Source organism: Dyella flagellata (genome assembly GCF_030160275.1).
Lineage (GTDB): Bacteria > Pseudomonadota > Gammaproteobacteria > Xanthomonadales > Rhodanobacteraceae > Dyella_B > Dyella_B flagellata.
Genome location: NZ_BSOA01000012.1, coordinates 27,980 through 41,278, shown reverse-complemented (window position 1 = coordinate 41,278; position 13,299 = coordinate 27,980). Strand labels below are relative to the sequence as shown.

At 61.0% G+C, this 13,299-nt stretch carries 16 protein-coding genes; 15 read left to right on the top strand and 1 reads right to left on the bottom strand.

Annotated elements, in window-relative coordinates; genetic code table 11:
- Positions 1 to 3 precede the first annotated feature (3 nt).
- From QQJ96_RS06765 to QQJ96_RS06735, 7 genes are all read left to right on the top strand, one after another.
- Complete coding sequence (locus QQJ96_RS06765; protein ID WP_284331209.1) at positions 4 to 324, top strand: hypothetical protein; 321 nt, start codon at positions 4 to 6, stop codon at positions 322 to 324.
- 278 nt (positions 325 to 602) lie between these two features.
- Complete coding sequence (locus tag QQJ96_RS06760) at positions 603 to 1,826, top strand: MFS transporter (RefSeq protein WP_284331208.1); 1,224 nt, start codon at positions 603 to 605, stop codon at positions 1,824 to 1,826.
- Between the two features lie 55 nt (positions 1,827 to 1,881).
- On the top strand, positions 1,882 to 2,667 hold the full coding sequence (locus tag QQJ96_RS06755) for a thioesterase II family protein (RefSeq protein WP_284331207.1): 786 nt from the start codon (positions 1,882 to 1,884) through the stop codon (positions 2,665 to 2,667).
- A 250-nt stretch (positions 2,668 to 2,917) separates the two neighbouring features.
- Entirely contained in the window at positions 2,918 to 4,384 is a 1,467-nt protein-coding gene (locus QQJ96_RS06750) for a serine hydrolase (RefSeq protein WP_284331206.1), read from the top strand.
- 74 nt (positions 4,385 to 4,458) lie between these two features.
- Positions 4,459 to 4,827 (top strand): DUF6249 domain-containing protein, encoded by a 369-nt coding sequence (locus QQJ96_RS06745; protein WP_284331205.1) that lies wholly within the window; start codon positions 4,459 to 4,461, stop codon positions 4,825 to 4,827.
- A complete protein-coding gene (locus tag QQJ96_RS06740) occupies positions 4,820 to 5,389 on the top strand; it encodes an RNA polymerase sigma factor (RefSeq protein ID WP_284331204.1) in 570 nt (189 codons plus the stop codon). The genes QQJ96_RS06745 and QQJ96_RS06740 overlap by 8 nt, the downstream gene beginning before the upstream one ends.
- Positions 5,386 to 5,709 carry a DUF5056 domain-containing protein gene (locus tag QQJ96_RS06735; protein WP_284331203.1) on the top strand — a complete coding sequence of 108 codons (324 nt, stop codon included), beginning with the start codon at positions 5,386 to 5,388 and terminating at the stop codon, positions 5,707 to 5,709. The genes QQJ96_RS06740 and QQJ96_RS06735 overlap by 4 nt, the downstream gene beginning before the upstream one ends.
- A gap of 106 nt (positions 5,710 to 5,815) precedes the next feature.
- Here the strand turns inward: QQJ96_RS06735 and gcvA are convergent, their stop codons facing one another.
- Positions 5,816 to 6,730: a transcriptional regulator GcvA gene (gene gcvA / locus QQJ96_RS06730; RefSeq protein WP_284331202.1), complete on the bottom strand. Its 915-nt coding sequence runs from the start codon at positions 6,728 to 6,730 to the stop codon at positions 5,816 to 5,818.
- Positions 6,731 to 6,947: 217 nt separating this feature from the next.
- On the opposite strand from gcvA, the gene QQJ96_RS06725 reads away from it, so the two are divergent.
- The 8 genes from QQJ96_RS06725 (at position 6,948) to QQJ96_RS06690 (ending at position 13,264) form a co-directional block, all read left to right on the top strand.
- A complete protein-coding gene (locus QQJ96_RS06725; RefSeq protein ID WP_284331201.1) occupies positions 6,948 to 7,718 on the top strand; it encodes an SDR family NAD(P)-dependent oxidoreductase in 771 nt (256 codons plus the stop codon).
- Between the two features lie 23 nt (positions 7,719 to 7,741).
- A complete protein-coding gene (locus QQJ96_RS06720) occupies positions 7,742 to 8,023 on the top strand; it encodes a hypothetical protein (RefSeq protein ID WP_284331200.1) in 282 nt (93 codons plus the stop codon).
- Between the two features lie 65 nt (positions 8,024 to 8,088).
- Positions 8,089 to 8,430, top strand: a complete 342-nt coding sequence (locus QQJ96_RS06715) for a carboxymuconolactone decarboxylase family protein (RefSeq protein WP_284331348.1) — start codon at positions 8,089 to 8,091, stop codon at positions 8,428 to 8,430.
- Between the two features lie 74 nt (positions 8,431 to 8,504).
- Positions 8,505 to 9,173, top strand: a complete 669-nt coding sequence (locus tag QQJ96_RS06710; RefSeq protein WP_284331199.1) for a cupin domain-containing protein — start codon at positions 8,505 to 8,507, stop codon at positions 9,171 to 9,173.
- Between the two features lie 4 nt (positions 9,174 to 9,177).
- Positions 9,178 to 10,308, top strand: a complete 1,131-nt coding sequence (locus QQJ96_RS06705; RefSeq protein ID WP_284331198.1) for a flavin monoamine oxidase family protein — start codon at positions 9,178 to 9,180, stop codon at positions 10,306 to 10,308.
- A complete protein-coding gene (locus QQJ96_RS06700; RefSeq protein ID WP_284331197.1) occupies positions 10,305 to 11,342 on the top strand; it encodes an alcohol dehydrogenase in 1,038 nt (345 codons plus the stop codon). Before QQJ96_RS06705 ends, QQJ96_RS06700 begins: the two co-directional genes overlap by 4 nt.
- A complete protein-coding gene (locus tag QQJ96_RS06695) occupies positions 11,339 to 12,742 on the top strand; it encodes a dihydrolipoyl dehydrogenase (RefSeq protein WP_284331196.1) in 1,404 nt (467 codons plus the stop codon). The genes QQJ96_RS06700 and QQJ96_RS06695 overlap by 4 nt, the downstream gene beginning before the upstream one ends.
- Positions 12,743 to 13,264 carry a carboxymuconolactone decarboxylase family protein gene (locus QQJ96_RS06690; RefSeq protein WP_284331195.1) on the top strand — a complete coding sequence of 174 codons (522 nt, stop codon included), beginning with the start codon at positions 12,743 to 12,745 and terminating at the stop codon, positions 13,262 to 13,264. It begins immediately after the preceding gene.
- Positions 13,265 to 13,299 lie beyond the last annotated feature (35 nt).

Below are 13,299 nucleotides of genomic sequence, written 5' to 3'. Positions count from 1 at the left end.
GACATGGTGGGGAAAGATCTTGGCGCAAGCGAATTCAGCATGGTGATACATCCAAAATTTGAGTCGATGCCGCAAGGTGAATCGTTCAATCTGGAATCTGCACACAGTGCCCGGATCGGCCTTCTTCTTTTTCCAGGGCGCACGAATCCTCGGCGCTCCATTGGAACGATTAAAACAGGCTTACTTGCTGGAGTGACGCAAAGATATCGCGAACAAAATGACGGGGATGCTTCAATGCTGCAAAAAGGCTGTTGCAGTAACGCAGTGACGGCGCGAGTAGATGGCTCGTCAATTTGCGCACGGAAGGATACAAACCGCATGTGAATTCTTTGTGTGCTTGTCTTGATCGATGTCACTGCAACCTGCGTGACATGAAGTTTTGTGATTGAGTTCGCACGTGCGTATGCGTATGTCATGAGCGCGTACATGTGCGATGTTGATGCGTGCATGCATGACGCAAGTTTTTGCTTGCATCGAGCTTGTATCAACAATGTCACGTGCGTGATGCATGCTTTACGCACACACGAAAGTTTTGCGACACTGATATGTAGCTATGACGTGCAAGACGCGTCATGTCCCGACAACAAGGATCAGTGCTACTCATGAATAGTGGTAACTTGTTGCGTCACTCTGGATTCCTGCGGCTGCTTGCCGGTACCACCGCGACACTGTTGGGCGATCAGTTCACCATGATCGCCATACCCTGGCTGGTTCTTCGACTTACGCACGACAGCATGGTGCTTGGCACGGTGATGGCCTGCGTGGGCTTTCCCAGGGTGTTGCTGCTGATGGTGGCTGGCGTGTTGGTGGATCGCTATTCGCCGCGCAGCAGCTTGATCGCTTCATCTGTGGTCGGATCGGGGGTGCTGATTACTTTCGGCAGCCTGGTGCTGGCCGGTGCGATGAGCTTGCACCTGATGTACGCCTTTGCCGTGGTGATGGGTGTGGTGGGTTCCTTCGCCATTCCCGCGCGCATGTCGATCCTGCCCAGGCTGGTAGAGCCCGCGCAGTTGCAGGCGGCCAATTCCATGATGATGGCCGCCAGTCAGGGCGCCATTCTGCTCGGGCCCATTCTTGCCGGTCTGTTGAGTTCCACCCCCAAGGGTCTGGCGATCGCCTTTCTGGTCGACGGCAGCTGCTTCCTGATCGCTGCCTTCAACGTGCCCCGCCTGACGCTGCCCGCAAAGGCGGAGCAAGAGGCGGATACGCATCTGCTTGCTTCAATTTTCGATGGCATCAAATGGCTGTTCGGCGATCGCACCTTGCGTACGCTGACCTGCTATTGGGCGACCGCGGCGCTGATTGCAAGCGGCCCCGTGCAAGTCGGCTTGCCGGTGCTGGTGCAACAGCAGCTAGGCATGGGCAGCGCGGCATTCGGCATCTTGATTTCGGTGAACGGGTTCGGCCAGCTGGCCGGCGTGGTGATATCCGGGTTGAAGTGGCTCAAAGCCATACCGCTTGGCATCGCCGTGTGCCTGATCGACCTGGCGGCCGGGCTCGCCATGTTCGGCATGGGCGTTAACCACCTGCTGGCAGTGAGTATTGCACTGATGCTCACGCTTGGCGTTGGCATGGGCTTCGTGCAGGTGAGCCTGTACACATGGATCCAGAATCGCATTCCCAAACACCTGCTTGGCCGCATCATCAGCATTCTGACCCTGATCATGACCGGCATCTCGCCTTTGTCCGCCTTGCTCACCGGTGTGCTGACCCATTACATCTCGATGCCGCAGTTGTTTGTGCTCGGCGGCATGCTTTTGTCCAGCTTTGCGCTGGTGTCGGTATTGACCAGCAGGACCATCCGAAGCGTACAGGCGGTGTCATAGCGGGGCAGGGAACAGGGTACTGTTGCATGCTCATCCATCTTAAGAGGACTCGCCGATGAGTGCCTATAAAAATCCGTGGTTCCAGCTAAGGTCGCCGGCGCCGAACGCCGCGCTGCGATTGTTCTGCTTTCCCTACGCCGGCGGCAGCGCCAGCGTCTTCCACGATTGGCCGGAACTGCTCTCGCACGATGTCGAGGTGATTGCGGTGCAGTATCCGGGGCGCGGCTACCGTTTCGGCGAACCCCTGATCGCCAGTTGCGCCAACATGGTGGCGGCCATGGTCCCCAGCATCGTGCCCTGGCTGAGCAAGCCTTATGCGTTTTTCGGGCACAGTAACGGCGGACTGCTCAGTTTCGAACTCGCGCTGACCCTGCAGCGCATGGGTCATCCCGGGCCGGTGCACCATTTCATCTCCGGCAAGTCGCCGGTGCATTTGCCGCGCAGGAGAAAGCCGCTGCACAACCTGACGGAGGAAGCATTCATTCACGAGTTGCGTAACCTCGGTGGCACGCCCAGGGAATTCATCGACGACCCGGAACTGATGCGCTTGTTCCTACCTATCCTGCGCGCCGATTTCGCGCTGGGCGAAACCTATTCCTATGCCTGGCGAGGCAAGCGCCTGAAGACTGCGGTGAGCTATCTCTATGGCAGGCAGGATGAGTCCTACGCTGAGGGCGATGAAGCGGCCTGGTCCGAACTGATCGACGGCGCGGTCGATAGCGTCGGCTACGATGGCGGACATTTCTTCATTCACAGCCATAAGCAAGACGTGATCCGCTATGTCGATGGCAAATTGAGAGGTTGCATCACGGCGGAAAAAGGCCGGCTACGTTACGCCTGAGCGTGTAGGCTGGGATGACAATCCCAGCATTGGGATGCCGTGTGGAAAGCTGGGATTGGCATCCCAGCCTACGCGCTGGCAAAAAACGTGGGGATACTTCAGCCACGGAAGTCGGCTGAATCCGATTCGTGGGGTCGCTGCATCTAAGGGATCAACACCGCCATTTCGGCCGGTGACCCAGAGAGCATCCTCCATGATCGACCGCAGCTCCCTCGTCAGGGCCACGATCCGCGCACTCCGGATCGTTCCCTTGTGCGCCTCCATCCCGCTGTTTTTCGCCACTACCTCGGCCATGGCCACTACGCCCGCGCACACGCAGCTGCCCGATACCCCGTTGGGCCGGCTCGCCGGCGAGCTGATCCGTCATGCCAATGTCGACGGTCCCGCGCGAATCCGGCAATGGGCGCCCACCGTCCTGTCGGCATCCGTCGCTGCCGACGACAAGGCGGCGTTTGTCACGGGCCTGGCCTCGGCGGCACGCGACAGCGGTGGACTGGATGTGTTCGATGTACAAACCGATCCGCACCAGCCGGGCGTGCTTGAAGTCGCGGTCAAAGGGCGGCGTAATGCGCGAGCCGCGCTGTTCTGGTTGACCGCCGACCCGGCACATCCGGACCAGCTCGCGCAGGCGGCGCTGGTCCCGATGGACAATCCGCTTTTTGACCATTGGCCCAAAGGGCCGGTGTCGCATGCGGAACTGGGAAAGCAGATCCGGGCCGTACTGGATCGACTGGTAAGCGGGTCCGACTTCTCCGGTTGCGTGAGCGTTTTCGACGGCGGCCAGACCGTGTTCGACGAGTGCCGTGGCCTGGCCGAACGTAGCTTCCATGTGCCGGTCGATCACCAGACAAAGTTCCACATCGCTTCGGTCGGCAAGATATTCACGGCGGTCGCCATCGCGCAACTGGTCGAGGCCGGCAAGCTGTCGTGGAACGACACGTTGGCGAAGCTGGTTCCGGAATATCCCGACCAGGCGACGGCGAAGAAGATCACCGTGTGGGAACTTCTGCACCATACCTCGGGCCTGGGCGATTTCATGGTGCCGGACTATTTCGAGCACGCCGAACGCTACCTCAACCCGGTGGACTATCTGGGGCTGATCGCCCGCCAGCCCAAGCTGGGCGAGCCGGGCAAAGGCTTGAGCTACAGCAACGCCGGCTACATCCTGCTCGGTCGCATCATCGAGAATGCATCCGGCGAAAGCTACTTCGACTATATCCAGCACCACATCTTCGAACCTGCACGGATGACATCCAGCGGCTTCGACAGTGAGGATGAAATCGTGCCCGGGCTAGCGGTCGGCTACTACCCCGACGATGGGGTGTTCTCCCGAGCGTGGAAGGCCAACTGGGTGCAGGGCATCTACAAGGGCAGCCCCGCGGGCGGCGGTTATTCCACCAATGCCGACCTGTTGCGGTTCGCCGAGGCCTTGCACGGAGGCAAGCTGATCAACGCCGCAACGCTGGCGAAGATGTTCGACGGCGAAGTGCCTAACAACGGCCCTGGTGCCATTGGTGCCGGCATCGACGAACGGGTCTCGCACGGTCGCCACATCCGTGGCCATCAGGGGGGCATCGAAGGCACCACGGCAGACCTGGAAATGGTTTGGGAAACCGGTGCGGCCGTCGTCCTGACCAGCAACGAAGGGCAGTCGGAACACTGGTTGCTCGCCGAGCAGATTGCCGACTTGCTTGCCGCCGAGGGCGCGAAGCGTTGAGCTAGTGCATCGCGCTGCCCCATCATCCTCACCCTGCAAGCTTTCCGCCCCGATACATCATCTGGAACAACACCATGGACTATATTTTCATTCCCCTCATCGTCATGCTGGCACCCGTAAGCATGGTGCTGATCGTGCTGCGCTACCGCGCCCAGCAGACGCAGGCGCGTTACCAAACCTTGTTGCAATTGGCCGACAAGGGCGTGGAGCTGCCGTCCCAACTGCTACTGGAACCGAAGGTGGCCTATTGCGAGCGGCGACGGGGCTTGGTGCTGGTCGGCGTTGGCCTGGGACTGATCGGCATGTTCCTGGCCTTGCCAGGCCACTTCGACGACGGCCTGGGCATCGACCGGTTGTGGGGTATCGGCTTGTTGCCGCTGATGACGGGCTTGGGTTACCTCGCCAGTTGGTGGTTGAACCGGCGAGGCGACATGCGTGGCTGACAGCGCCGCCGAGGCACGCATCGACCAGGCCTTGGTGACGCGCGTACGGCTGGACGGCGACCGTCGTGCATTCGAGCAACTGGTGCGCCGGCACCAAGGCATGGTACGTGCGCAATTGCGCCGGCTGCTGCGCGGCGACGAGGCCGCGGCGGACGATCTGGCGCAGGAAACCTTCATGCTGGCTTGGCGCAAGCTGGACCAGTTCCGCGGCGAGGCACGGTTTTCCAGCTGGCTTTACCGCATTGCCTATACCTGTTTCCTGCAGGCGCACCGCGCTCCCGCGCGACACGAAGGGGTCGATGACGAGACGATGGAGCAGTTGCCGGCACAAGCGCGCGCGATCGATCTTCAACTCGACCTCGATCGCGCCATGCAACGCTTGTCCGCCGCTGAGCAGACAGTATTGCTGCATTGTGTGCAGCTGGGCCTCAGTCATGAGGAAGCCGCTTATGTGCTGGCGATGCCGCTCGGCACTGTGAAGACCCACGCGACGCGCGGCAAGGCAAAATTGAAAACCTGGCTGGCGGAATGGCGCGATGCCGGCACGGAGGAAACATCATGAACCCATCGCACGACGACAGCATCGAAGCACTATTGCGCCGGCAATTCGAGGGGCCGGTTGCCGATAATGGATTCAGCGACCAGGTGATGCAGCGTTTGCCAACGCGTCGGCGCCGCGCGACATGGCCGCTGTGGGTGGGTGTGCTGACCGGGGCTGCGGCATGCTGGATCTGCATGGCCAGCGTGCCGCTGCTTCATGCCGGTTGGCGGGACTGGCGGGCAGGAGAGCCGTCCATGGCGGCCATCGGCATGTGGGTGGCGATGCTTGCGATGTCACTGCTGGCTTTGGTGTGGAGCCTGGCGGAGAGCAGGGAGCGCTGAAAAGGCCCGCTGCATCATCCGGACGCTGATAGCGCGTAGGCTGGGATGGCAATCCCAGCTTTCCACGTAGCGTGTCGAAGCTGGGATTGCCATCCCAGCCTGCGCACTAGTTCCTCTCAGCTTCGCTGAGCAACCAATCGCGAAACGCCATCAGCCTTGGCAAGGTCGATGCCTCGCTGCGGTAGACCATGTAGTAAGCGAATGGCGATGCGAAATCGACTTTCGGGAACAAGCGGACCAGGCGTCCCGCTGCCAGGTCATCACGTGCCATCACGCTGCGGGCAAGCGCGATGCCATGACCGTCTATGGCCGCTTGTAGGACCGCGGCGGAGTTGTTGATTTTCATGCCGCGCTTGGTGGCAACGCCTGTTGCACCGGCTTTTTGCAGCCAGCTGTCCCAGGTGGGGGAGCCGGTGTGGCTATCCATCGTCAAGTCGTGGATCAAGGTTTCCCGCGCCAGATCCTGCGGCTTTTGCAAACGCTTGTGCTCGCGCAACCATTGGGGCGAGCACACCGGATACACCTCCTCGTCCATCAGCTTTTCCGCCACCAGTCCCGGCCAGCTTCCCAGGCCGTAGCGCACGCCGATATCGATTCTTTGCGCAACGAAATCCACCGGCTTTTGACTGGTATCCAGGCGCACGTCCAGATCGGGCCACTCGGTCTGGAAACGATCAATGCGCGGCAGCAGCCATTTGGCGGCAAAGGCGGGGCTGATGGTCACCGTGAGCACGCCGCTGGTGGAGTCTTCCTTGAGCCGTTCCAAGCCCAGCCCTAGCCGGTCAAAGCCTGCACGAATATCCGGCAGCGCACGTTCCGCTGCTTCGGTGGGCACAAGTCGCGCCCGCCCGCTACTACTTCGTTGAAACAGCGGCGTGCCCAGCCAGTCTTCCAGCGCACGCACGAGTTGACCGACCGCGGCGGGAGTGACGTGCAGTTCAGCCGCCGCCGCGGAAAAGCTCTGATGGCGGGCGCTGGCCTCGAAGGCGCGCAACGCATTGAGGTGTACCGGCGTTTTCACATGGATAGTTTTTCTTTCAGTGATTGACACTTTAAATCGTTTGTCGACCCAAGGGAATCGGCAAAGAATTCATTCCATGGTGAATGCAACGGGTGGCCAAAAAGAAGGACACCGCTGGCGGTTAAAAGCTTTTCTTTCAGCCCGCCAAGTGTAGGGCAGCCTCGGTTCGCCCCCTTTTGTTTAGAACCCACTCTTCAACAGATTCAGAGAATTCGTCATGAGCAATACATTCCAAGGCAAGAAGCTGCTGGTGGTCGGCGGCACCAGCGGCATGGGGCTGGAAACAGCCCGGATGGTTCTGCAGGAAGGCGGTAGCACGGTCATCGTGGGCCAACGCCCGGACAAGACCGAGGCGGCGCGCAAGGAGCTGGCCACGCTGGGGCAGGTGACTGCGCTGACGACCAATCTGTCCAGTGGCGAAGGAGTCGCTGCGCTGCTTGAAGCTATCGACACCCATTCGGACATCGACCTGCTTGTCAACGCCGCCGGTGTGTACTTCCCCAAACCGTTCCTGGAGCACCAGGAAGCGGACTACGACCAGTACATGCAGTTAAACAAGGCGTTCTTCTTCGTCACGCGGAAGATTGCGGCCAACATGATTGCCAATAAGCGTCCCGGTGCGATCGTCAACATCGGTTCGATGTGGGCCAAGCAGGCCATCGCGGCAACCCCGTCGTCGGCTTATTCCATGGCCAAAGCCGGCTTGCATTCGCTGACCAGGAACCTTGCGATGGAACTCGCCCCCGAGCAGATCCGCGTCAATGCGGTGTCCGTCGCCGTGGTGCAGACGCCCATCTATGAGCGCTTCATCCCCAAGGCCGACGTTCATGGCGCCATGCAGGGCTTCAATGGCTTTCATCCCATCGGCCGTTTCGGCACGCCACAGGATGTCGCCGAAGTAGTCACCTTCCTGCTTTCAGACAAAGCCAGCTGGGTAACCGGCGCGATCTGGGATGTGGATGGCGGCGTCATGGCTGGCCGCAACTGACAAATTTTTTAGGAGTAAAGACGATGGCCTATTTGCAGATCACCTTGAAGATCGCCGCTGCCGACCGGGCTGCCGCTGCCGGCGTGTACCAGAAATACAAGGCCGCCTTCCTCAACACGATCGCGGGTGCGAAGTCCAAAGAGCTACTGGTTCGTGACGAAGACGTGCAAGTGCTGCATGGCTTCGACAGCGTGCAAAGCGCCAAAGCATATCTTGAGAGCGATCTTTTCAGCGCGGACGTCGTGGCTGGGCTGAAGCCTCTGCTGACAGCAGCGCCGGACGTACGCATCTATCAAGTCGCCTGATATTCCATCGCCATGTGCCACTCAGGCACCCGGCAACCTCCACTTGACCTGGATAAAACCCCATGATGAACGACTGGAATGCTTACCGTGATTCGTTGCTGGCACGCGTCGGCGACTACGCCGCCCTCAGCCCCGATGTCCTGCACGGCCTGAAGACGATGGAAGGCTCGGCTACCAAAACCGGCCACCTTGAGCCCAAAGTCCATGAATTGATTGCGCTGTCCGTGGCGGTCACCACGCGCTGTGACGGCTGCATTTCCGTGCACACCAAGAAGGCTGCTGAGCATGGCGCCACCCGGGAAGAAATCGCCGAGGCGCTGGGTGTTGCCATTGCGCTGAATGCAGGCGCCGCGCTGACTTATTCGGCACGCGTGCTTGAAGCACATGCTCAGCTTCCTGCCGCCTGAAGCCGTTCCCTCGCCTACCTGCGGTAGGGGAGGGAGCCGTACATCGCCCAGCTTGCATCCCTGGATACCCGTCCATGCTCATCAACGCAGACTTCTCCCGCCGCGCAACCGTCACGCCCGATCAATACCAGTGGGTTGCGTCGCCGCAAGTTGGTGTTGAACGGGTCATGCTGGATCGGCTGGGCGGGGAGAAGGTGCGCTCGACTAGCATCGTCAGGTACGCGCCGCAGTCCACTTTTCCGCGACACCAGCATCCGGGAGGGGAAGAAATCCTGGTGCTATCCGGAACGTTTTCAGACGAGGCTGCGCATTACCCGGCCGGTTGGTATCTGCGCAATCCACCGGGCTCGTCCCATCATCCGTTCAGCGACCAGGGTGCGATCATTTTCGTCAAGCTCGGACAAATGCCAGCAGACAAAAATCATCGTGTACGCATCGATACACACGATCCGCGTTGCTGGCAGCGCTGGGCGGACCGGGATGTGTGCCCCTTGTTTGCCGATGACAGCGAACAGGTTTCTTTGCAGCGGTTGGATCCAGGCATGGCGCTTTTTGCCAATCCGGTGGAACGTGCCGAGGTGCTGGTGGTGGCCGGCGAAGTTCTGGCCGACACGAGGGCCTGTCCGCGCGGCAGCTGGCTGCGTTGTCCTGCAGGCAACTATCCCGGCATGCTTGCTGGAGCGCAGGGCGCCACGTTCTATCTGAAAACCGGCCGCCTTGGCCGCGCACCCGTGCCGGTGTAACGCCATGTCTACAGCTCGCATTGCCATTGTCGGTGGTGGCTTGAGTGGCCTATATGCGGCCTGCTTGCTCGAGCAGGCCGGCTACCGGGACTATGTGCTGCTGGAAGCGCGTGACGCGCTAGGCGGACGCATCCTGTCCTGCCCCGTCACGCCCATGAGTTCGGATGTTGATCGCTTTGATCTCGGGGCAACCTGGTTCTGGCCGGAATTCCAACCCCAGCTCGATCGCTTGATTCGCGAACTGGGCTTGACCAGTTTCGCGCAATACGAGTCCGGAGACATGCTGATAGATCGCCCGCCCGCAGCGCATCCCATGCGCGCGCGCGGATACGGTCACCGCCCGGTTGCGATGCGCCTTGCTGGCGGCATGGGCGCCCTGGTCGATGCCTTGTACGGTCGCCTGGACCCCGCGCGCATCATGGTGGGTCAGCGAGTTCGCCAACTGCACAGCAGCAAGCGCTACATCGAATTGAAAAGCGAAAATGCGTCGGGGCTCGTCTCAACATGGCACGTGGAGCACGTGTTGCTGGCCGTGCCTCCGCGCCTGGTGGAAGACAGTATTGCGTTCTCCCCAGGGTTGCCTCGGAGGCTGTCACAGTCTTGGCGTGCAACGACAACCTGGATGGCGCCGCATGCCAAGTATTTCGCCATCTACCAGCTCCCGTTCTGGCGCGAGCAGGGATTGTCTGGGGAAGCCCGCAGCACGCAGGGGCCGCTGGGCGAAATCCACGACGTGTCGATGCCGGATGGCAGCGCGGCTTTGTTCGGTTTCTTCAGTGTGCCGGCCGAGGTTCGCCAGGGCATTCCCGACGACGCGCTGAAAACCCGTTGCCGCGTACAACTCTCGCAGCTGTTCGGTCCACAAGCGGCAACGCCGGTAGCAGAGTTCGTCAAGGACTGGGCCCTTGATCCGTATACGGCAACGTCCGCCGATTTGCAGGGTGTCGGTGAACATGTCGCGACACCGCCGGTTTCCGCGTTGTCCGGTCCCTGGTCCGGACGTGTGGCAGGCATCGCCAGCGAGTGGTCGCCGCAATTCCCTGGCTATGTAGCAGGTGCCATCGATGCGGCGACCCTCGGGGTGAAGGCATGGCTGGCGTCCGAGCAACCATGGATGAAAGAGGAAAGGTCATGAAAACAGCCTATCGCGCCATGCAAATTAGCTCACCCGGCAGCTTGGAACTGGTGGAGCGCCCGGTCCCGCAACCCGGCCATGGCGAAGTGCTGATCGAAGTGGAAGCCTGTGGTATCTGCGGTGCCGACGCCTCCGATATCGAAGGGGCCGATCCAGGTTTGCGGCCACCGCGTGTGCCCGGCCATGAAGTGGTTGGCCGTATCGTTGCTGTCGGTGCCGGCGTCGCCTCGATCTGGAAAACAGGACAGCGTGTCGGCGTCGGCCGCCTGGCCGGTCATTGCAACGAATGCGTGCAATGTCGTCGCGGCCACTTCGAACTCTGCCAGAACCAGCCTTCGGTCGGCGTCGGCTGGGACGGCGGTTACGCCGAAATGATGCTGGCCCGCGGTACCGGGTTGGTCTCGATTCCAGACGAACTGGCTTCCGAGGAGGCGGCACCGATCCTTTGCGCCGGGCTGGCCACCTTCAATGCCTTGAAGAAATCCGCTGCGCAGGCTGGCGATACCGTGGTCGTATTGGGTATCGGCGGCCTGGGCCACATGGCTTTGCAATACGCACGGAAAATGGGCTTTCGCGTGGTTGCCGTGGGCCGTGGCAGCGACATCGCCGAGGACGCGCTCGCGCTTGGCGCGCACCATTACATCGACACCCACCAGCAGGATGCCGCGGCCAAGCTGCAAACCATGGGCGGTGCGCAAGTCATTTTGACGACCATCGGCCACGCAGAAACCGTAGCCTCCCTGATGAAGGGCTTGGCGCCGCAGGGCAGGCTAGTGGTGCTGGGCGTCGGCAAGGATCCTTTGCCGGTGTCGCGCGGTCACCTTGTCGGCGGCGAGCGCAGCGTACTGGGCTCGCTTACGGGTACGCCCTATGACAACGAGCGGACGCTGGATTTCAGCGTGCTGGCCGGTGTGCGCCCGCTAATCGAAACCATGCCGTTGGAACAGGCCAATGAGGCTTACCAGCGCATGAAGTCCGGCCAGGTCAAATTCCGCATGGTTCTCACCATGGATCGCAGCGGGAAACCTGCGTGAGAACCATCCATGCGGATGTTGCGGTGATCGGCGCGGGCACGGCTGGCTTGGCGGCTTACCGGGCCGCGAAAGCCGAAGGTGCGCGCACTCTGCTGATCGAAGGCGGGCTGCATGGCACGACCTGCGCACGGGTTGGATGCATGCCGTCGAAACTGCTCATCGCTGCCGCGGATGCTGCGCACGCTGTGATGCACGCCGCCGCTTTTGGCGTTCATGCCAGGGAGGCGTGCATCGATGGGCACGAAGTCATGGCGCGCGTGAAACATGAACGCGACCGCTTCGTAAGTTTTGTCATTGACAGTGTTGAAGCCATAGCGGATGACGACCGTCTTTCCGGCCATGCCCGTTTCATCGACGATGGACGGCTGCGAATTGGCGATGACATGCGAGTCCATGCAGCGAGTGTCGTCATTGCAACTGGCTCGGCGCCCGTCATTCCGGACGTGCTGCTTGGCCTTGGCGACCGGCTGGTGGTGAACGACGATGTGTTCAGCTGGAACACTTTGCCCAAGAGCGTGGCTGTCGTCGGCGCCGGCGTCATCGGCCTCGAACTGGGCCAGGCGCTGGCACGCTTAGGCGTCAAAGTAAGCGTATTGGGCTCCCATGGTCGTGTTGGTCCGTTGACCGATCCGGCCATCATCGCGGAAGCGAAAAACCGGCTCGCTACAGAATTCCACCTGGAACCGCAAGGTAGCGTAGTCAGCGCGATACGCATCGGCAGCGGCGTCCTGCTGCGCTACCGGCGGACGGATGGCAGCCTGCACGAAGGCTGTTACGAATACGTGCTGGCAGCCTGCGGACGGCAGCCCAACGTCACGCGAATCGGCCTTAAAAACACCTCGATCGAAACGGATGCCAGGGGCGTGCCTCACTTCGATGCGCAGACACTGCAGGCCGGCGCGCTGCCGGTTTTCATGGCCGGCGACGTGAATGGCAAGTTGCAAATTCTGCATGAAGCCGCGGACGAAGGGCGAGTCGCCGGGCGTAACGCAGCTCGCCTCGCCAAAAACGGCGAGGCAACATCACTAGTGCGCCGTGCACCGCTTGCCGTGGTGTTTACCGATCCGCAGATGGCGCTGGTCGGCCAGCGCTTCGGCGATTTACCGGGCGGCAGCTTCGTGGTCGGGGAGGTCAGCTTCGTCGATCAAGGCCGCAGCCGGGTGATGCTGAATAACCGCGGACGCCTGCGCGTCTACGCGGAGCGCGGTTCGGGGCGTTTTCTCGGTGCGGAAATGATGGCTCCCGCGGCCGAACATCTTGGGCATTTGCTGGCATGGAGCCTGCAGATGAATCTGACCATCGACGCCATGCTCGCCATGCCGTTCTACCACCCCGTCGTCGAAGAGGGGGTGCGAACGGCACTGCGGGACGCGGCAAAAAACCTAGGCAGGACCGATTGAATGAGCAACGTACGTATTACCCCTTGGCAAGATGGCGATCCAGCACCGGCCAAACTGCTCCAGGGCATGCAGGCGCGGCGACCCAACCGGGAATTGATTGGTATCGACCGTGTCTTGCTGAAGAGCTTTCCTTTGGCGACCGGCTGGAACGAACTGCTGCGCCGCGTACGGGCCGAATTCAGCCTGGAGCTTCAGCATCTGGAACTGATCATGTTGCGCGTGGCCGTTCTCAACGGTGCCGAATTTGAATGGCGTGTGCACCATCCCGTCTATCTAAGTGCCGGTGGTACGCAGGAAAAGTGCAATGCGCTGCGTTGCCATGCCATCCCGCCCGGGCAGTTTGACGAGAACGAGCGCGCGCTGCTCGTTCTGACCGATCAATCTACCCGGCGGGTCGAAGTGGACGCGGGTGTGATCGATGAACTCAAACGGCTGTTTGGCGAAACCAAAACCGTCGAAGCCGTTGCCACCGTGGCAGCCTACAACATGGTCTCCCGATTCCTGGTCGCTCTCGCGATTTAAGCACGTAGGTTGGGATGATAATCCCAGCATCGGGA

What these genes read in the sequence shown, in the direction of transcription:
- QQJ96_RS06725 (WP_284331201.1), top strand. Translation starts at nt 6,948, where the DNA reads ATGAGCAATACATTCCAAGGCAAGAAGCTGCTGGTGGTCGGCGGCACC.
- QQJ96_RS06755 (WP_284331207.1), top strand. Translation starts at nt 1,882, where the DNA reads ATGAGTGCCTATAAAAATCCGTGGTTCCAGCTAAGGTCGCCGGCGCCG.
- QQJ96_RS06745 (WP_284331205.1), top strand. Translation starts at nt 4,459, where the DNA reads ATGGACTATATTTTCATTCCCCTCATCGTCATGCTGGCACCCGTAAGC.
- QQJ96_RS06690 (WP_284331195.1), top strand. Translation starts at nt 12,743, where the DNA reads ATGAGCAACGTACGTATTACCCCTTGGCAAGATGGCGATCCAGCACCG.
- QQJ96_RS06720 (WP_284331200.1), top strand. Translation starts at nt 7,742, where the DNA reads ATGGCCTATTTGCAGATCACCTTGAAGATCGCCGCTGCCGACCGGGCT.
- QQJ96_RS06700 (WP_284331197.1), top strand. Translation starts at nt 10,305, where the DNA reads ATGAAAACAGCCTATCGCGCCATGCAAATTAGCTCACCCGGCAGCTTG.
- QQJ96_RS06710 (WP_284331199.1), top strand. Translation starts at nt 8,505, where the DNA reads ATGCTCATCAACGCAGACTTCTCCCGCCGCGCAACCGTCACGCCCGAT.
- QQJ96_RS06715 (WP_284331348.1), top strand. Translation starts at nt 8,089, where the DNA reads ATGAACGACTGGAATGCTTACCGTGATTCGTTGCTGGCACGCGTCGGC.
- QQJ96_RS06705 (WP_284331198.1), top strand. Translation starts at nt 9,178, where the DNA reads ATGTCTACAGCTCGCATTGCCATTGTCGGTGGTGGCTTGAGTGGCCTA.
- QQJ96_RS06760 (WP_284331208.1), top strand. Translation starts at nt 603, where the DNA reads ATGAATAGTGGTAACTTGTTGCGTCACTCTGGATTCCTGCGGCTGCTT.
- QQJ96_RS06765 (WP_284331209.1), top strand. Translation starts at nt 4, where the DNA reads ATGGTGGGGAAAGATCTTGGCGCAAGCGAATTCAGCATGGTGATACAT.
- QQJ96_RS06735 (WP_284331203.1), top strand. Translation starts at nt 5,386, where the DNA reads ATGAACCCATCGCACGACGACAGCATCGAAGCACTATTGCGCCGGCAA.